16 protein-coding genes are annotated in these 18,981 nt (G+C 32.5%); 10 read left to right on the forward strand and 6 right to left on the reverse strand.

What is annotated here, in order from left to right; translation table 11 throughout:
* Positions 1–12: 12 nt before the first annotated feature.
* Genes JI750_RS09485 through nirK form a run of 3 tightly spaced genes read right to left on the reverse strand, consistent with a single transcriptional unit; the run spans position 13 to position 2,806 of the window.
* Positions 13–609, reverse strand: a complete 597-nt coding sequence (locus JI750_RS09485) for an SCO family protein (protein ID WP_202000767.1) — start codon at positions 607–609, stop codon at positions 13–15.
* A gap of 18 nt (positions 610–627) precedes the next feature.
* Positions 628–1,404 carry a formylglycine-generating enzyme family protein gene (locus tag JI750_RS09490; RefSeq protein WP_202000769.1) on the reverse strand — a complete coding sequence of 259 codons (777 nt, stop codon included), beginning with the start codon at positions 1,402–1,404 and terminating at the stop codon, positions 628–630.
* Positions 1,405–1,420: 16 nt separating this feature from the next.
* Complete coding sequence (nirK, locus tag JI750_RS09495) at positions 1,421–2,806, reverse strand: copper-containing nitrite reductase (protein ID WP_439649350.1); 1,386 nt, start codon at positions 2,804–2,806, stop codon at positions 1,421–1,423.
* Positions 2,807–3,119: 313 nt separating this feature from the next.
* On the opposite strand from nirK, the gene capB reads away from it, so the two are divergent.
* Both capB and JI750_RS09505 read left to right on the forward strand, forming a co-directional pair.
* Positions 3,120–4,379 carry a cysteate-C-fatty acyltransferase gene (gene capB, locus JI750_RS09500; RefSeq protein ID WP_202000773.1) on the forward strand — a complete coding sequence of 420 codons (1,260 nt, stop codon included), beginning with the start codon at positions 3,120–3,122 and terminating at the stop codon, positions 4,377–4,379.
* A 121-nt stretch (positions 4,380–4,500) separates the two neighbouring features.
* Positions 4,501–4,986 carry a hypothetical protein gene (locus JI750_RS09505; RefSeq protein WP_202000776.1) on the forward strand — a complete coding sequence of 162 codons (486 nt, stop codon included), beginning with the start codon at positions 4,501–4,503 and terminating at the stop codon, positions 4,984–4,986.
* Between the two features lie 78 nt (positions 4,987–5,064).
* Here JI750_RS09505 and JI750_RS09510 read toward each other — a convergent pair whose 3' ends face one another.
* Positions 5,065–6,183, reverse strand: coding sequence for a GTP cyclohydrolase (locus tag JI750_RS09510; protein ID WP_202000778.1), 1,119 nt, complete (start codon positions 6,181–6,183; stop codon positions 5,065–5,067).
* 45 nt (positions 6,184–6,228) lie between these two features.
* On the reverse strand, positions 6,229–7,197 hold the full coding sequence (locus JI750_RS09515) for a transporter (RefSeq protein ID WP_202000780.1): 969 nt from the start codon (positions 7,195–7,197) through the stop codon (positions 6,229–6,231).
* A gap of 123 nt (positions 7,198–7,320) precedes the next feature.
* Here JI750_RS09515 and JI750_RS09520 point away from each other — a divergent pair, with 123 nt between their 5' ends.
* The 8 genes from JI750_RS09520 (at position 7,321) to JI750_RS09555 (ending at position 15,913) form a co-directional block, all read left to right on the forward strand.
* Positions 7,321–7,614 (forward strand): DUF4834 family protein, encoded by a 294-nt coding sequence (locus JI750_RS09520; protein ID WP_111366970.1) that lies wholly within the window; start codon positions 7,321–7,323, stop codon positions 7,612–7,614.
* Between the two features lie 49 nt (positions 7,615–7,663).
* Entirely contained in the window at positions 7,664–10,093 is a 2,430-nt protein-coding gene (locus JI750_RS09525; RefSeq protein WP_202000783.1) for a YfhO family protein, read from the forward strand.
* A 77-nt stretch (positions 10,094–10,170) separates the two neighbouring features.
* A complete protein-coding gene (locus JI750_RS09530; RefSeq protein WP_202000786.1) occupies positions 10,171–10,338 on the forward strand; it encodes a hypothetical protein in 168 nt (55 codons plus the stop codon).
* A complete protein-coding gene (locus JI750_RS09535) occupies positions 10,335–10,808 on the forward strand; it encodes a nucleotidyltransferase (RefSeq protein WP_202000789.1) in 474 nt (157 codons plus the stop codon). Before JI750_RS09530 ends, JI750_RS09535 begins: the two co-directional genes overlap by 4 nt.
* Before the next feature lie 40 nt (positions 10,809–10,848).
* Complete coding sequence (locus tag JI750_RS09540) at positions 10,849–12,135, forward strand: glycosyltransferase family 4 protein (RefSeq protein ID WP_202000792.1); 1,287 nt, start codon at positions 10,849–10,851, stop codon at positions 12,133–12,135.
* A 32-nt stretch (positions 12,136–12,167) separates the two neighbouring features.
* On the forward strand, positions 12,168–13,637 hold the full coding sequence (locus JI750_RS09545; protein WP_202000794.1) for an oligosaccharide flippase family protein: 1,470 nt from the start codon (positions 12,168–12,170) through the stop codon (positions 13,635–13,637).
* Positions 13,638–13,732: 95 nt separating this feature from the next.
* Positions 13,733–15,385, forward strand: coding sequence for a mechanosensitive ion channel family protein (locus tag JI750_RS09550; protein ID WP_202000796.1), 1,653 nt, complete (start codon positions 13,733–13,735; stop codon positions 15,383–15,385).
* 228 nt (positions 15,386–15,613) lie between these two features.
* Positions 15,614–15,913: a DUF8108 domain-containing protein gene (locus JI750_RS09555; RefSeq protein WP_165352478.1), complete on the forward strand. Its 300-nt coding sequence runs from the start codon at positions 15,614–15,616 to the stop codon at positions 15,911–15,913.
* 90 nt (positions 15,914–16,003) lie between these two features.
* On the opposite strand, the gene uvrA is transcribed toward JI750_RS09555, so the two are convergent.
* On the reverse strand, positions 16,004–18,799 hold the full coding sequence (gene uvrA / locus JI750_RS09560) for an excinuclease ABC subunit UvrA (protein WP_202000798.1): 2,796 nt from the start codon (positions 18,797–18,799) through the stop codon (positions 16,004–16,006).
* Positions 18,800–18,981: the final 182 nt, after the last annotated feature.

Genomic DNA, 18,981 nt, shown 5'->3' on the forward strand with positions numbered 1-18,981 from the left:
TATTTAAAATATTTATATTTTCCTTGCTTCCATATTTATTGCTTCAATTGTTTTATCATTATTTACGCCTAAACCTTCTTGTTGAAAAATCAATTCGCCTTCAGGATTGAAAACGCTAATAATGTTCGAATGTGAGAAATCTATCGGAGAGATTTTTTTATAATTTACCGCTAAAACTGCTGCAAATTCTCGAGTATTTTCTTCTGTTGAACGAAGAAAAATCCAAGGATCTTGATTCATTTTATTTTCAATCGCAAACGATTTTAATCTTTCTGGAGTATCTGTATTTGGATCTATGCTAACCAAAATCAATTTGACGTGTTGTTTTGTATTTTTCTCTAGTTTCGATTCAATATCACGCATATCGGCAACTAATCTAGGACATGCAGCTTTGCAACTTGTGTAAATCATTACCATTACGAGAACATTTCCTCGAAGCGATTTCAATTCAACATCTTTTCCATCTTGCGTTGTCCATTTTGATGGCAGATTATAAATTGATAAATCGCTGATTTCCTTTTTTGTTTCTGCTTTAACTTCTTTTTTATCAGATTCTTTACAGCTGTAGAAAGAGAATAAGAGAACAAAAGCAATTGCTATTTTTTTCATTGTAAAACTAATTTTAAATTAGATTTTTGGTTTTGTGGTGCTGGCACATCTAAAACCAAGATTTCGTGTTGAATATTGCGCTTTCAAGCTTCCTCTGAACGCATAGCGCATAAAAGCGGCATAATCCATTAAATCTGATGCATTTACTGATCCGCTTCCGCAGAAAAGGTTTTTGTCAGTGCTTTTGTCTTTTCTAGATTCTCCTGATAAAAAAATACTATTAAAGTCAGAAGTCCATTCCCAAACTAAACCATGCATGTCGTAAACTCCCCAATAATTTTTGAAAGTTTTTCCAATTTCATTTTCATACGTTCTCGATTTCTCATACCAAGACAAAATATATTCGTTGAATTCTTTTTTGGTTCTGGCATCAATCTTTTTAGTATCTGCCATCGCAACATATTCCCATTCATCCATGGTTGCTAAGCGTTTTCCTTGGCATTCGCAATATTTTTTTGCTGCAAACCAAGAAACACTCGTTACTGGCGATTTAGGTTTAGCATTTCCAAAATTAAAATCAGTTGGCCAATAAGACAAATAGCTTTTATCAGCAAAAATTCCTTTAATCTTTGATTTTTGATAAGAAGGATTTTTTTTGACAAACTCTAAAAACTCACTATTTGTTACGGGATAAATGTCTATATAAAAAGGTTTTACGATAACAGGTTTTTGAGAAGTAGCTCCATAAAGAGGGATATAAGATCCCTCTTTTATGAAAGCCATTCCTTTTTCCTGTGCTTTCATGACACTAAACACAGAGAAAAAGATAGTTAGTATGAAAATGTATTTTTTCATGCTGAGTGTTTGCTGTTTATCTTAACGCTTTTACCATTTCTGGTGTAATTTCGGTTTTGTTGTTACCCCAACTATTATAAATGTAGGTTAATACATTTGCGATTTCATCATCAGATAAATTCTGAGCAGGCATTACGTTGTTGTATTTTTTGCCATTAACAGTAACTTCTCCAGTTAAACCGTGTAGGATTGTTTTAATAGCACGCTTAGAATCGGCATTTAAATAGTCTGATTTTGCTAAAGGAGGGAAAGTACTTGGAATTCCTTGTCCTTCAGATTGATGGCAGGCAAAACAGGTTGTTCCGAAAATTTCTTTACCAATATTAATTTTCTCAGCAACTGTTCGTTTTGGAATTACAGTTTTTACAGCAGATCCGCCTGGCATTTTTTGTATAGTTCCACCTTCAGGCAGGTAAATACCTTCTTGGATTGTTCCAGAATAAATGTTTTTATTTTCTTTTCCTTCCACTTTTAGCATTCCTAGCGCCCCTTTATTAAATGCTCTAAAAATAGAGTGGTCAACCAGAATAAAAGTTCCCGGAGTTTCGACTTTAAAATCTACAATAGCAGCGCCACCAGCGGGAATCAAGGTTGTCTGCACATTTTTGTTAACCGCGCTTCCGCCTTCAACATGTACATTGTCAAATATTTCTCCAATAACATGGAAAGAAGAAACTAAATTTGGTCCACCGTTTCCAACAAACAAACGAACTGTTTCGCCAACTTTTGCTGTTAATTCTCCACCATTTGTCAATGCACCAACTTTTCCGTTAAATACAACATAATCAGGAGTTTCTTTAACCGCTTTATTCATGTCAAAAGGCTGAAGGCCTTTTGCACCATATTCACCTTGAGTGTAAAAATCTCCCTGCATTACGTAGTACTCTTTATCAACAGGAGGAAGTCCGCCTTCTGGTTCAACCAAAATCAATCCATACATACCATTTGCAATGTGCATTCCGACAGGAGCAGTAGCACAGTGATAAACATAAAGTCCAGGATTTATAACTTTAAAACTGAATACTTTTTCGTGTCCCGGAGCTACAAGAGATGAGGTTGCTCCGCCCCCTGGGCCAGTTACGGCATGTAAATCGATATTATGAGGTAATTTGTTATCAGGATGGTTTTTTAAGTGAAATTCTACTTCATCGCCAACACGAGTTCTAATAAAACTTCCAGGTACAGAACCTCCAAACGTCCAATAAGTATATTTTACACCATCAGTCATTGTTCCCTCTTGTTCTTTAATTTCCATGTTTAATTTCAATTTCATGGCCGTTCTGTTTCCAACTGGTTTAGGAACATGAGGAGGAGCTGTGAGTTCAGCTTCCATTTCGCCCTCAGTCATGATGTCTGCATAATCTTTAGCTTCTTTTTTGCAACTGCCTAAGAGCAGCAACATAAATAACGAGCAGATAAGAAAGCTCGTTTTAATCCAGGTTTTGTTAGTTCTTTTCATGATATATTTAGATTTTGTTTTGTGTTAAATTTCAAACAAAAATAAAAGACTTTTTTATCCTTTATTATGATATTAATCATGTTTTTACATAATTACAGAGCTAAGGGCTTTTTTGGGATCAAACAAATATACGTAAAACCTTATTATTTTATGTAAGCATAATATTTTTGAATAAAAATAATTGAGGCTCTTCATTTTAAATTAATAATGATTATTTTTGCTCGCTGATTAAGTAAAAAAAATTACTACATATATTATGGTAAAAGATTTATTCGAAAGAATTCAGGACAATAAAGGACCTTTAGGAAAATGGGCTTCTCAAGCAGAAGGTTATTATGTTTTCCCAAAGTTAGAAGGAGAGTTGGGTCCTAGAATGCAATTTCACGGAAAAAATATTTTAAACTGGAGTTTAAATGATTATTTAGGTTTAGCTAATCATCCAGAAGTTCGTCAAGCAGATACAGATGCGGCAATTCAATTTGGTGCAGCGTATCCTATGGGAGCTCGTATGATGTCTGGACACACGACGTACCATGAACAATTAGAAAATGAATTAGCAGAGTTCGTAATGAAAGAATCTGCTTATTTATTAAATTTTGGTTACCAAGGTATGGTGTCTATTATTGACGCTTTGGTTACTAAAAATGACATTATTGTTTATGATGTAGATTCACATGCTTGTATCATTGATGGTGTTCGTTTACACATGGGTAAACGTTTCACATACAAACACAATGATCTTGAAAGTATGGAAAAAAACCTGCAACGTGCTACTAAAATGGCTGAAGAAACAGGCGGAGGTATTTTATTTATTACTGAAGGTGTTTTCGGAATGCGTGGACAGCAAGGAAAATTAAAAGAAATTGCTGAATTAAAGAAAAAATACAATTTCAGATTATTGGTAGACGATGCTCACGGTTTTGGGACATTAGGTAAAACTGGTGCTGGAGCAGGTGAGGAGCAAGGAGTTCAAGATCAGATTGATGTTTACTTCTCTACTTTTGCAAAATCTATGGCTAATATCGGAGCTTTCGTAGCAGCTGATAAAACAGTTATCGATTATTTGAAATACAATTTACGTTCTCAAATGTTTGCTAAAGCATTGCCAATGATTCAGACAATTGGATCTTTGAAACGTTTAGAGTTATTACGTAAATCTTCTGCGATTAAAGATAAACTTTGGGAAAACGTAAATGCATTGCAAAACGGTCTTAAAGAAAAAGGATTTAATATTGGAGATACAAACACTTGTATTACACCAGTTTACTTAGAAGGAAGTATTCCTGAAGCAATGGTAATGGTAAACGATTTAAGAGAAAACTACGGTATTTTCCTTTCTATCGTTGTGTATCCTGTTATTCCTAAGGGAATTATCTTGTTGAGAATGATTCCTACGGCTTCTCATACAATTGAAGATATCAATGAAACGTTAACTGCTTTTGAAGCAATTCGTGAGAAATTGACTAACGGAACTTATAAGGAAATTGCAGAGCGTACAACTGTTGACGTTTCGTAATTGACTTTAAAATAAAATTCTCTAGTGGGAATTATGTAAAAAAATCCATTCGTTATGCGAATGGATTTTTTTTATTTAGGTTAATTTTATTATCATAATCACAAGATAAAAATATAGAATTATGAAAAAAGTACTTACAATAGCGGTAGTGGCGCTGTCTGTTTTTGTTTCTTGCAAAAAAGAAGCAACAACAACAGAACCAATACAAATTACACCAAGTCCGCCAAAAGAAGCTGAAATTGTAGAACCTGCTGGAGATCAATGCTATGCTTGGAAATTGAACGGAAGTGTTATTGAGATGAGTTTTAATGTTAATTCTCATCAAGAGGTAAACGGAAAACTAAGCTATAATTTGGTTGGAAAAGATAAAAACGAAGGAACCTTAATTGGCAATATGAAAGGGGATACTTTAATTGCTGATTATACTTTTAATTCGGAAGGAGTTTCGTCTGTAAGAGAAGTTGCTTTTCTACAGAAAGATGGAACTTTTATTGAAGGTTATGGGGATGTGGTAACTGCCAATGACAAGGTTTCTTTTAAAGATAAATCAAAACTAAAATTTGATCAAAAAAATACTTTGGTAAAAGTAGATTGCAAAGTAGAGTAATGATGTGTTTTATAAAGTGAAAAATCCATTCGTTTTGGGGACGAATGGATTTTTTTATTGTGATAACTGCACTGAAAATTAAAGATTCTTCAAATAAGTTTTTCTCTGACAGTGAATAATTGGGTCAAAATTTTTCCAAAGTAAATGGATGGCGTTGTTTTCTAATAACTCTGGAGTCCTAATACAAGTCTGAATTCCTTTAGCTGAAAAAGTCTTGTAATATTCATCAAAAATAATTGCTGTAACACCTTTGTTTTGATATTCTGGATGAACTCCGATAAGGTAAAAAACAACATCCTTACTGTGTTTTCTCGCTTTTAATAAATGAAGAAAACCAAAAGGAAATAATTTACCTTTCATTTTCTGCAAAGCTTCAACAAAACTTGGCATTACAATGCTAAAAGCGATTAGATTATCGTCTTTATCCAAAACAAATTTTATGTATTCGGGATTGATAAAACTAATATATTTCTTTTTAAAGTATTCTTTTTGAACATCTGAAATCGCTACAAATGAAGCTAGTTTTTCATACGATTCATTAAATAAGTCAAACATTTTGTCTACATAAGGCATAATGTCTTTTGTTTTGGTAAACGTAAGAGATTTTAGTCCGTAGCGTTTTTTAATTAATTCTTGTGCTTTCTGAAAGAATTCTGGTTTTACATTAGAAAACGGAAATATACTTTCGATATATTGTTTTTCGACTTGAAACCCTAATTGTTCCAAATGTGTCACGTAATACGGGTGATTGTACCATGTAATCATGGTTCCAACTTGATCGTATCCTTCAGTTAAAACTCCAACTTTATCTAAATTCGAAAATCCCATCGGACCTTCAGCATGCTCTAAATTGTGTTTTTTTCCTAATTCGAAAACTTTTTCAAGCAATGCTTTAGTAACTTCAATATCATCAATTACATCAAACCATCCAAAACGTACTTTTCTTTTGTGCTGATTGTTAACTTCAGCCCAATTAATAATAGCTGTGATTCGGCCAACAATTTTGTTGTCTTTATAAGCTAAATAAAAATAAGCTTCGGCATTGTCAAATGCAGGGTTTTTGGTTTTGTCAAAAGATTCCAATTCGTCTGAAATAATGGGTGGCACCCAATACGGATTGTCCTTATATAATGAAAAAGGAAATTTGATGTATTCGGTTAATTCTTTCTTGCTTTTGGCTTCTTTAATTGTAATCATTAGATGGTATTAAGAGTCCTTAAAAAGGATCTAGTTATTTATGTTTTATTCGTATTTTGCTTTACGTTTTCTTTCTTTTTCCTGATAATCTACTTTTTTCTCGTTGTCAGGATTCTTTTTTGCTCTGTCTGCTGCTTTATTTTCAATTTGTTTTTCCTTGTACCATCCGTCATAGCGCCATGATATTCCAACACCGCCATATAAAATAGATGGTGTGTTTTTAAAATTAGTACTTATCGATGCATCAACTTGCATGTTGGAAGAAAGAAGGAAAGCAGCTCCTCCGCGAAGAATTGAATCGCTGTAGAAATCGCTTTTGTATCCTTGATTTTCAACAAAACCAGACCATCTGTCGTTAAAACCGTGCGTCAAAGTTAATACATATCCGTAACTTGGATAGTCAGTTCCGATATAATCTGCAATAATATTAGTTACAAAAACCCAAGATCCTCCTCCTAGAAGGTTTTGTGTAATGATAGATACTTTAGGAGAAATGGCTCCATCTGGAGAAAAATAATACGGATTATCTGCTCCAACAAAATTAGCTCCTGCAAAAACAGAAACAGCTGGAATCAATTCGCGCCATTGAAAATTACGATTGGCTTTATAGCTATAGATGTTTACTTCTCTTTTATAGTTTTTGTATGGATCGTAGATAAGATATTTAGCTCCTAAAACGGTTTGTCTGAAATTATTCTTTTTATAGCTAGTGTAAGGAGTATCAAAGTTCTCTGCCTGATATTGCAAGTCAGCTATAAACTCTAATTGTTCTAGAAAAGCACCAAATCTAATGGTTAAATCTGTGCCAAATCCGCTGGCATCGTAATCTAATAAATCGTGTTTTTCTTTAATGCCATAAACACCAAGTTCGGCTTGAATTACAGATTTTCCGACAGCATAAGCTGACATAGTTTCTCCAGGGCGGTTGGAATTAATAACATCGGTATATTGCGCAAAAAACAGTTGTGGAATAAAAAAAAGTACCGGGGCAAGTAAGTTTTTAATTTGGAACATATAATTTTTTTTGGATTAAAAAATAATAACGCATTTCAAATGTACATATTTTATTATTTATTTAAGATTCATATTTTATTTTTAAGGATTGGATTTATTAATTTTGGAAAAAAATATATAGTTATGCAAGAAGCATCATTTTCAGGTTTGTTTAAAACCATCATGTGGGTTATAGCTTTTTATTACATTTTTAAATTTTTAGCTAGAATCTTTTTGCCAGTATTGGTTAAAAAGGCGGTAGAGAATGCTAGTGAAAATTTTCAAAGACAACAGCAGCAGTATAATCAAGGCAATACATATCAGAATAATCGCAATACAAGTAATAATGATGAAATAATCATCAATACTGCTAATGCTAAAAATCCGCGCGAAACCAAAAAAGTGGGAGAGTATGTCGATTACGAAGAAATAGATTAGATTTGTGTCCTGAAAATTTAGGATTCATTTTAACCCAAACTAGCCAAAATTGAAAATAGTAAATAAGTTCTATCCGCATGCCCTTGTTATCTTGGGCTTTATTTTTGTTTCGTTAATTTATTTTTATCCAGTTCTACAAGGAAAACAAATTTTCCAGTCTGATATTGCTCAATACACCGGAATGGCAAAAGAGCAAAATGACTTTAGAGCTATTGAAAATGCTGAACCTTATTGGACAAATTCTGCTTTTGGAGGAATGCCAACATATCAGCTTGGAGCAAATTATCCGAACGATTTTATTGGTAAAGTAGATGACGTTTTGCGTTTTCTTCCGCGTCCTGCTGATTACTTATTTTTATATTTCCTGGGTTTTTATGGCTTATTATTGGTTTTAAAAACAGATCCTTTGAAAGCCTTTATAGGTTCAATAGCATTTGGTTTTTCAACTTATATGATCATTATTTTAGGCGTTGGACATAATGCAAAAGCACATGCTATTGCTTATATGCCTTTGGTAATAGCCGGTTTTATACTCGTTTTTCAGAAAAAATACATTAAGGGAGGTCTACTCACCATGTTTGCGGTGGCACTAGAAATTAGTGCCAATCACTTCCAGATGACCTATTATTTATTGATTTTCTTATTGATACTTTCAGGTTATTATGCTTTTAATTATATCAAAGAAAAAGATTTTAAAGGACTTTTAATTTCTTGTGGAGTCTTATTAGTTGCGGGAATTTTTGCATTAGGTGCCAACGCTGGTAATTTAATGGCAACAAACGAATATGCTAAATATAGTATCAGAGATAAAAGTGAGCTGACTTTTAATCCGGATGGATCTAAAAATGAAACCACTGCTTCTATGACTACAGATTATATTACAGAATATAGTTATGGTATTGCAGAAAGCTTAAATTTAATTGCTCCTAGAATTTTTGGAGGTTCGAGTCATGAAAATGTAGGCACAGATAGCCGTATGTACGCATTTATGCTTGAGCAGGGGGTTCCTGCTTCTCAAGCTCAAGATTTTGTTTCAGGAATGCCTACTTATTGGGGAGATCAGCCAATTGTTTCGGCGCCAGCTTACATTGGGGCTGTAGTTTTCTTTTTGGCAGTTTTAGCTTTATTTATTGACGAAAGAAAAATTAAATATGTTTTCCTTACCGGAGCGCTTTTCACATTAGTACTTTCTTGGGGTAAAAACTTCTCATTGTTGACAGATTTTTTTATTGAATATGTTCCTCTTTACGATAAATTCAGAGCGGTATCTTCAATTCAGGTTATTTTAGAATTATGTTTCCCAGTTTTAGCTGTTATGGGATTACAATCATTCTTTAAAGCTAAAGGTAAGCCGAAATTACAGCAGAAAGCATTAGTGCAGACAGGAGTTTTTGGTTTGGGAGTTCTTGTTATTTTATTAGTTGCTAAAAGTTTCTTCCATTTTACAGGAATGAACGATAATGCTTATTTGGAGAGCTACGGACCAGGTTTTGTTGATGCTTTAAGAGAAGACAGAATGACTATGTATTATGCAGATTTATTGAGATCTGGGTTTTTAATCGTAATTACTTTTGTTGTATTGTGGATGTTTGTTAAAAACAGATTCTCTCAAACAACAACTTTAATCGTAGTTGGAATCGTAATGATTTTTGATTTGTTCTTTGTGGATAAAAAATATGTTTCTGCTAAAGATTTTGTGAGTCCAGTTCAAATTGCGGCACCTTTCCAAGAAACACAGGCAGATTCTCAGATATTAAAAGATACTTCAGTTTACCGCGTATTTGATCTTCAAGGACAATTACAAGGAAGATCTTCTTATTTCCATAAAACAATTGGAGGTTATAGTGCTGTAAGACCAAGAAGAATGCAACAATTGTATGATTATCAAATTGCTAAAAATAATTTAGAAGTGCTTAATATGCTGAATGTTAAGTATGTAATTCAAGTGGATAAAGACGGAAATCAAATTCCTGCTGTTAATCCAGATGCTAATGGAAATGCTTGGTTTGTGGGTGCAGTAAAACTGGTAAATAAACCAGATGACGTAATGAAAGCGTTGAATACTTTGGATACTAAAAAAGTAGCCGTTTTCAATGTTCACGAACATGAAAGTAAATTCCAAAATGCGAGATTAAAGAAAGCTTTTGATACAACAGGAACTATCAAAGTGGTTACTTACAAGCCAAATTATATTAAATACAAATCAGAAAATAAAGGAGATGGTTTAGCTGTTTTTTCTGAAATGTATTATAAAAATGGTTGGAACGCTTATATTGACGGAAAATTGACAGATCATTTCCCAGTTGATTATGTTTTAAGAGCAATGGAAATTCCTGCCGGAAAACATACTATTGAATTTAAATTTGAGCCTCAGATTATTAAAACAGGGGGTACAATTACTTTAATAAGTTCAATTGGAATGTTGTTGCTTCTAGGTGCAGGGATTTATTTTGAGAATCGAAAAGCTAAAAAGGAATAATTGCGATATAATTAGGCAATTATATATTCGTAATTCGTTTTGTATCTTTGTGTTAGTTAATTTTAAAAATTAAAGTGATGAAGAATGTTGTGTTGAATTTTGGTGATCCGAAAGAATTGGAAGCTAAGAGAATAGCAGAAATTAAGTCACTTTCTTATTTGGAAAGATTGGAGCGATTAATGGCTCTAATAGAAGTTTCTTATACATTAAAAACAGCTAAAATTATTAAAGCTAAAAAGCGATGAATGAGCAAATAGTTGCCATTTGGAATAGTTTTTTTGAAAACAAGGTTAAGTATATAACTATTGGTGGATTTGCTGTTAATATATATGGATACAATAGAAGTACCGGAGATATTGATATTTATTTAGAAGATACAATCGAGAATAGAATTAATTTAAGAAAAGCATTAAAGTCAATAAATTTAGGAGATTTCGAAACTATCGAAACAATGCAGTTTATACCAGGTTGGACTGATTTTACTCTAAGTTATGGTTTAAGACTGGATATAATGACTGCTGTAAAAGGGTTAGAAGATAAATCTTTTTCCTCTTTGTTGGAAGACGCAACAATTGTAATGATTGGTGAAACTCCAGTTTATTTTATCGATTATGAAAGTTTAATTATTGCTAAAAAAGCTTCTAATCGCGCTAAGGATATTCTAGATATTGAAGAATTAGGGAAACTGAATAATGAAAATGACGAAAACGCTTAATTCAATTTTAAGACTGTTTTTAAGAAATTAAATAAGAGCATTGGAACAAAAAAAACTTTTAATAATTACCTATTATTTTCCACCCGCAGGTGGGCCAGGTGTACAGCGCTGGCTAAAATTTGTAAAATACTTGCCAGAATTTGATGTTCAGCCAATAGTTTACGTTCCGGAAAACCCGACTTATCCAATTGTAGATGAAGGTTTGGTAAGCGAAATATCAGATAAAGTTATTGTTTTAAAAAATAAAATTTGGGAGCCTTATCAATTGGCTTCCATTTTTTCGAAGAATAAAACCAAGAAAATCAGTTCTGGAATTTTTCCGCAAAAGAAAAAACAGACTTTTTTAGATAAAATATTTCTTTGGGTTCGAGGAAATCTTTTTATTCCGGATGCCCGCGTATTTTGGGTAAAACCATCTGTTTCTTATTTAGAAAAATACATTCAAGAAAATAATATTGATACGATTGTAACTTCTGGACCGCCCCACAGTTTGCACTTAATTGGTTTAGAATTGCAGCAGAAATTAAAAGTAAAATGGTTTGCCGATTTTCGTGATCCTTGGACAACAATTGGATATCATAAAGCATTGCGTTTATCTTCTTATGCTGAAAAAAAACATAAAAATTTAGAGCATAAAGTGCTTAATTCTGCAGACGAAATTATTGTAACAAGTAAAACTACAAAAACTGAATTTGAGGCTATTACCAATAAGCCAATTACAGTAATTACAAATGGTTACGACGTTGAAACTGTCGAAAAACAGACTTTGGACACTAAATTTACTTTAGCTCATATCGGTTCTTTTTTGTCTGATAGAAACCCACCATTTTTATGGGAAGTTTTAGTAGAATTACTTAAAGAAGTTCCAGAATTTAAGACTCATTTAGAAATAAAACTAATTGGAGCAGTAAGTCAGGAAGTTTTAGATGCTATTCAAGAACATCAATTAAATGATTATTTGAATTTAGTCGGTTACGTTTCGCACAAAGAAGCGGTGGCACACCAAAGAAAATCTCAGGTTTTGCTTTTAATAGAAATTAATTCTGAAGATACTAAAAGCATTATTCCAGGAAAATTGTTCGAATATATGGTTTCAAACCGTCCGATAATTGCTATTGGGCCTCAAGGTTCTGACTTTGCCGATATCGTTACACAGACGAATACTGGAGTATTTTTTGATTATTCTGAAAAAGCGAAGTTAAAAAGTGTAATTTTGGACTTTTTTAATCAGTTTTTGGAAGGGAAATTGCAATCGCATGGGATTGGTTTACAGCAATATTCACGAAAAAATCTAACCAAGCAATTAGCACAGCTGATTAAAGGATAATCATTAAAATAAATACAATCTAAACTCAAGAAATGGGTATTGTCTTAAATCAGTCTTTTAAAAACACTATAATTACATACATTGGTTTTGGTATCGGAGCCATTAATACATTATATCTTTATCCCGTTTTTCTTGGGGCAACTTATTACGCATTAACGAATTACATTACTTCTGCAGCAAACGTAATTATGCCTTTGTTTGCTATCGGAATGCAAAATACGCTTGTAAAATTTTATTCTCAATATAAAACAGAAGAAGAAAGAGAGCAGTTTTTGTCTTTTACAGCACTGTTTCCGATTTTAATGTGTATTCCGTTAGGACTTATCGGAATCTTCTTTTACGACGATATAACCGATTTTGTTTCTAAAGAAAACCCAGTTGTTCGAGAGTTTATGCTTCTTATTCCGTTTATCGGAATCTGTATGGCTTATTTTGAGATTTTTTATGCTTGGGCGCGAGTGCATATGCATTCCGTTTTCGGGAACTTTATTAAAGAAGTTGGCTTAAGATTACTTTCAACTTTTGCTTTAATCGGATTGTATTTCAATTGGATCAGCTTAGTTCAGTTTGTTTATGTTACTGCTGGTATTTATTTCCTAGCTTTTATCATAACAATGTTTTACGCATTCTATATCAAAAAGCCGAATTTTCAGATTACAATACCAGAAAATGTAAAAAGTGTAATGGAGTATACTTTTTATATTATCTTATCAGGAAGCGTTGCCAATTTGCTTTTAGATGGAGATAAGCTGATTTTGAATCAGTACATGAAAATTGAAAATATTGCATATTATTCTGTTGCCACATATATTGCTTTAGTAATTTCTGTACCGAGTCGTGCCATGCATCAGATCGTGTACCCAATTACAGCTAAATTAATGCATGACAACAAGCATGATGAATTAAATCAGCTTTACAAAAAGACTTCGATCAATCTTCAAATTGTGGGAGGTTTCGTGATGCTATGCATTTTTGTAAATATTGATCAATTGTATGAATTGGTTCCTAAAGAATACAGTGGCGGGATACCAGTTGTTTTCATGATTGGACTTTCGAAGTACTTCGATTTGATTTTAGGAAACAACAACGCTATTATTTTCAACACAAAATACTACCGAATGGTATTGTATTTAGGGTTAATGCTGGTTGTTTTAACAGTAATTTTAAACATTATTTTTATTCCAATTTTAGGAATTTTTGGTTCTGCATTTGCAACTCTTCTTTCAATTACTTTATACAGTTTGGCAAAATTACTTTTTGTGGTTAAGAAGCTTGATTTGTATCCTTTTACCAAACAGACGATTCATTCAATGGTTCTAACATTTGCATTGTTTTTATTGTTTTATTTCTGGGAATTTCCATTTTTTCAATTAATCAGTATTGCTCTTAAATCAATATTAGTAACTATTTTATATCTGTATTTAAATTATAAATTCAAGATATCTCCAGATATTAATAATGTTATAGATTCTATTTTTAAGAAGATTGGAATCAAAATCTAATTGTGAGTTGTAGGAAAATTTTAAATAATTTAAAATTGTAACTTTTTTGTCTTTATATTTGTTAGGAAGGATAACTAATTTATTTCTAGTTAAATATGAAAATAAAAGTACTTAGGTTATTAGCTTTCTTTTTTGTCTTTTTGTCTTTTTCAGTAATAGCTCAGAAAAATAATCTGAAAGCCTCTGAAAAAGATTCTGTAATAGTAAAACTAAAAGGGTATCCTGTAACTCCTTTTAAAGACACGCTTTTTTTTGTTTACCATAATGTGGGTTCTTTTTCTGCAAAAGAAAGAGCAGAATACATTACCAATAAAATTAAGAGACTGTATAATGAATCTTTTTTTGAAAAAGATTCCATTAAAATTATTCCTTCAGATACTTCTATGGATATTGTTTACCAAAACGACTTGGTGGTAATGTCTGTTTTTGATTCCGATGCAAAAGCTGAAAATAGTACAGTCAGTGCTATTGCTAATCGTAATTTATCTAAAATTAAAAGCGCGATAGTTTATCAGAATGAAAATTATTCGCAATTGCCAAAACGAATAGGCTATACGGCGTTATTGGTTCTAATAATCGGTTTGGTTTTATTTTTGACGGCTAAAATTTTTAATTTCATAAAAAACTATGTTGTAAAAAACAGAGCAAAGTATTTTAAAGGAGTGCATTATAATTCCATCAAAATATTGTCTCCAGAGAAACAGCTGATTTTATTGCTTCGAGTTTTCGGCGTTATTAAAATAATCACGCTTATTTTAATCGTTTATCTTTCGCTTCCTGTTTTATTCAGTATTTTTCCAGCAACGAAAGACTACACTACAACATTGCTCAGATGGATTTTAACGCCTGCAAAATCTGCTTTTATGGGATTTGTTGATTTTCTTCCGAGCTTGTTTACTATAATAGTAATCATCATTATTTTTAAATATTCGCTCAAAATAATTAAGTTTTTCTTTTACGAAATAAAATCAGAAAATATTAAAATTAACGGTTTTTATAGCGATTGGGCATTGCCAACATTCAATGTAATTCGCCTTTTGATGTACGCCTTCATGCTAGTGATTATTTTTCCGTATTTGCCAGGTTCAGATTCTCCAATCTTCAAAGGAGTTTCGGTATTTGTTGGGGTTTTGTTTTCACTCGGTTCTTCTAATGCGATTGCTAATATGGTGGCAGGATTGGTTATTACATATATGCGTCCGTTTAAGATTGGTGATTATATAAAAATTGGAGACGTGAGTGGGGAAGTAATTGAAAAAACCGCTTTGGTAACCCGAATCAGGACACCGAAATTTGAAGATATTACAATTCCAAATGCAACCGTTTTGTCGAGTACTTCTACAAATTATTCGGCAAACACAAATCAGTCTACCAACGGATTACTAATTCATACCACAGTAACAATCGGATATGATGTGCCTTGGAAAGATATTTATGCCGCTCTGATTGATGCTGCTTTAAAGACAGAAATGACAGAAAAAGAGCCTAAACCGTTTGTGCTTCAAACCAGTTTGGACGATTTTTATGTTTCATATCAAATAAATGTTTATACAAAAGAACCGACTAAACAGCCTCGGATTTATTCTTCGCTTCATCAGAATATTCAGGACTCTTTTAATGCTGCTGGTATTGAGATCATGTCGCCACATTACGGCGCTTTGCGTGATGGAAACACCACAACGATTCCGCCTAATTATTTAAAAGAAGATTATGAATCTCCTGTTTTTAATATTAAAAACAAAGGTTAAATTATTGATAACGAGTGATTAAATTTAAAACTTTAACACTTGGATACTTTGTAATTAATTGAATAAAAATTAACTTTATCATGAATGTTTAGCAGTACTTTGCTCAAAACGTAGTTTTTTTCTAATAAAATGATTAAAGATAAAATGTTTTTTATTTTTTAGAATTAAATATTTTAGCAAGAGATTACGAATAAAAGTGTAACCAGAATTAATTGTAGATTAGTAATTATGAAGTACAATCATCTCAGCCATGAACAAAGCATGCAAGTATTTTCTAATATGATATCAAACAAAGTTCATAACGGATTTACTTTAGAAGAAAGGAATGATGAGCTTCTTTTTGCAGTCTTATCTAAAGGCGGAAAAGTGGTGAATCACAGTTTAAATTTTTTGATTTTTTGTTTAACTCTAGGTTTGTGGTCATTTGCATGGCTTTATCTTACTTTTGAGGCTTCAAAACAGAAAAAGATTTTAGTAGCTATTGACGAAGATGGTCTTCCCTTTGAGGAAAGATGTTTAGTAGCTTAAGAACGGTAAAAAAGAGAAATAAAATATAAAGCCATAAATACAAATTAATCAATTGTATTTATGGCTTTGTTATTTGAAAACGGATAAATGCTACAATTTATCTTTTAAGTAAACTCCCGTTACAGATTCTTTTACTTTAACAATATCTTCTGGAGTTCCAGATGCCAGTAAGTGACCTCCATTTTCTCCACCTTCAGGCCCTAAATCAAGAATCCAGTCAGCACATTTTATTAAATCCAGATTATGTTCGATTACAATTATCGAATGTCCTTTTTCTATTAAAGCATCAAACGAAGCCAAAAGCTTTTTAATATCATGAAAATGCAGACCCGTTGTAGGTTCGTCAAAAACAAATAAAGCTTTATCTTTTGTAGCACCTTTTACCAGAAAAGAAGCCAATTTAATACGTTGTGCTTCTCCACCAGAAAGAGTAGAAGAAGATTGTCCCAATTGAACATATCCTAAACCAACATCTTGCAAAGGCTGTAATTTTTGAGTGATTTTAGACTGCTTGTTTTTCTCAAAAAAAGCAATCGCATCATCAATTGTCATTGTAAGAATGTCGTTGATGTTTTGATTGTCAAAAGTAACTTCTAGAATTTCTTTTTTGAATCTTTTTCCTCCACAGGTTTCACAAGGAAGAGAAACATCTGCCATGAAAACCATTTCGACATTTATAGAGCCTTCTCCTTTACAAGTTTCACAACGTCCTCCATCGACATTAAAAGAGAAATGTTTGGCCTGATAACCTCTTATTTTTGATAATTTTTCTTTGGCGTATAAATCACGAATATCATCATATGCTTTAATATACGTTACCGGATTTGATCGAGAACTTCTTCCAATCGGATTCTGGTCCACGTATTCAATATGCTTAATCTGGGAAAATGATCCTGAAATCTCAGAAAATTGTCCTGCTTTTTCAGCAGCACTTTCTAGTTTTTTCTGAACGGCAGGAAACAAAATTTTCTTGATCAATGTACTTTTTCCACTTCCAGAAACGCCTGTAACAACAGTTAGAACATCTAAAGGAAAAGTAACATCAATATTTTTTAAGTTGTTTTCTCGTGCGCCGATGATATCAATATGATTTTTGTATTTTCTCCTTTTTTTCGGAACAGAAATTTCTAAATCACCATTTAAATATTTTGCAGTCAAAGAATCTGACTTTAAAATTTCATCATAAGTTCCCTGAGCAACTAGTTTTCCTCCAAAAGTACCAGCTTCTGGACCAATATCAATAATCATATCGGCAGCTTTCATGATATCTTCATCATGTTCAACCACAATTACAGTGTTGCCAAGATCACGAAGAGAAAGCAATACTTTGATCAATCTTTCAGAATCTTTAGGATGCAGACCAATACTTGGTTCATCAAGAATATACATCGATCCAACCAAGCTGCTTCCAAGAGAAGTCGCTAGATTAATTCGCTGAGATTCTCCTCCAGAAAGAGTAGCAGAATTTCTATTTAAAGTAAGATAGTCCAATCCAACTTCTGTTAGAAAAGATAAGCGATTATTGATTTCTACCATCAAACGTTTAGCAATTTGCTGCTCGTATTGATTTAATTCGATGTTTTTGAAGAATGTAACTAAATGTTTTATTGGTAAATCGACCAAGTCAGAAACTGTTTTTCCGTTGATTTTTACATAAGAGGCTTCTTCACGTAAACGTTTACCTTTACACGCATGACATTTCGTTTTACCACGGTAACGAGATAGCATTACACGGTTTTGAATCTTATAATTTTTTTCTTCTAGTTCTCTGAAAAAATCATTCAGCCCTTGGAAATACTGATTTCCTGTCCAAATTAAATCTTTTTGTTCTTCAGTTAGTTGAAAATAAGGTTTATGAATTGGGAAATCAAATTTATAAGCATGTTTTACCAATTCATCTTTATACCAACTCATGCTTTCGCCGCGCCACGGATAAATGGCACTTTCGTAAATTGATAATGAAGTGTTTGGCACAACCAGATCGGCATCAATTCCAATTATATTTCCGTAACCTTCACAAACAGGACAAGCTCCGTACGGATTGTTGAAACTGAATAAATGAACATTTGGCTCTAGAAAAGTCATTCCATCAAGCTCAAAATTATTTGAATAAGAAAATCTCTTTTCAGCGTTTAATTCTTGCAGATAACAAATTCCTTTTCCCTCAAAAAAAGCAGTTTGCACAGCATCGGCCAAACGATTGTAAAATTCTTCTTCCTCTTTTACAACAATACGATCAATAATCAAAAGAATATCTTTATTATCAAATTGGTGCAAATCTGAAGCTGAAAATTCATCTAAACGAACCATTTCATTGTCAACCAAAATACGAGCAAAACCTTGCTGTAAAAGTACTTTAAGTTTATCTTCAAGCTGTCTCCCTTCTTCTAGGTGAATAGGAGCAAGCAGAAGCCATCTGCTGTCTAGAGGAAGACTCTTAACATCAGAAATAACATCTGTTACGGTGTTTTTTTTAACTTCCTGTCCAGAAATAGGAGAGTAAGTGCGGCCAATTCTAGCAAACAAAAGTTTAATGTAATCGTATATTTCTGTAGAAGTTCCAACAGTCGAACGGGCATTAGTTGTATTTACTTTTTGTTCAATAGCAATTGCAGGAGCAATACCTTTAATGTATTCTACTTTAGGTTTATCTAAACGACCTAAAAACTGACGAGCATAAGAAGATAAACTTTCTACGTAACGTCTTTGTCCTTCGGCATATAAAGTATCAAAAGCTAAACTCGATTTTCCAGATCCTGAAAGACCTGTAATAACAACCAGTTTATTTCTCGGAATAACAACATCTACATTTTTTAAATTATGTACCTGCGCTCCTTTAATTATAATATTTGATTTTGGATCTATTTTAGAAAGGTCAATTTGCATAAAAAAGTCAATTTTTACAAAAGTAATCAATTTTGAATTGGATTTAGTTAAGGATTTAGTTCCAAATCTTAACTATTTTATCATAATTCGAATGACTTGTTTCGGCTAAAAAAAATCTATTTTTAGAATGTGAAAACATGCAGTTTGAAGTCTTTTTTAGAAAAATATCGATGAATTGTCGT

Origin of the sequence: Flavobacterium tagetis (assembly GCF_016735615.1) — a bacterium.
In the GTDB taxonomy this organism is placed as follows: Bacteria; Bacteroidota; Bacteroidia; order Flavobacteriales; family Flavobacteriaceae; genus Flavobacterium; species Flavobacterium tagetis.

Coding starts and splice junctions, on each gene's coding strand:
- JI750_RS09515 (WP_202000780.1), bottom strand. CDS start 7,197: ATGTTCCAAATTAAAAACTTACTTGCCCCGGTACTTTTTTTTATTCCA.
- capB (WP_202000773.1), top strand. CDS start 3,120: ATGGTAAAAGATTTATTCGAAAGAATTCAGGACAATAAAGGACCTTTA.
- JI750_RS09485 (WP_202000767.1), bottom strand. CDS start 609: ATGAAAAAAATAGCAATTGCTTTTGTTCTCTTATTCTCTTTCTACAGC.
- JI750_RS09535 (WP_202000789.1), top strand. CDS start 10,335: ATGAATGAGCAAATAGTTGCCATTTGGAATAGTTTTTTTGAAAACAAG.
- JI750_RS09545 (WP_202000794.1), top strand. CDS start 12,168: ATGGGTATTGTCTTAAATCAGTCTTTTAAAAACACTATAATTACATAC.
- JI750_RS09520 (WP_111366970.1), top strand. CDS start 7,321: ATGCAAGAAGCATCATTTTCAGGTTTGTTTAAAACCATCATGTGGGTT.
- nirK (WP_439649350.1), bottom strand. CDS start 2,806: ATGTTGCTGCTCTTAGGCAGTTGCAAAAAAGAAGCTAAAGATTATGCA.
- JI750_RS09490 (WP_202000769.1), bottom strand. CDS start 1,404: ATGAAAAAATACATTTTCATACTAACTATCTTTTTCTCTGTGTTTAGT.
- JI750_RS09510 (WP_202000778.1), bottom strand. CDS start 6,183: ATGATTACAATTAAAGAAGCCAAAAGCAAGAAAGAATTAACCGAATAC.
- JI750_RS09550 (WP_202000796.1), top strand. CDS start 13,733: ATGAAAATAAAAGTACTTAGGTTATTAGCTTTCTTTTTTGTCTTTTTG.
- JI750_RS09530 (WP_202000786.1), top strand. CDS start 10,171: ATGAAGAATGTTGTGTTGAATTTTGGTGATCCGAAAGAATTGGAAGCT.
- JI750_RS09505 (WP_202000776.1), top strand. CDS start 4,501: ATGAAAAAAGTACTTACAATAGCGGTAGTGGCGCTGTCTGTTTTTGTT.
- JI750_RS09555 (WP_165352478.1), top strand. CDS start 15,614: ATGAAGTACAATCATCTCAGCCATGAACAAAGCATGCAAGTATTTTCT.
- uvrA (WP_202000798.1), bottom strand. CDS start 18,799: ATGCAAATTGACCTTTCTAAAATAGATCCAAAATCAAATATTATAATT.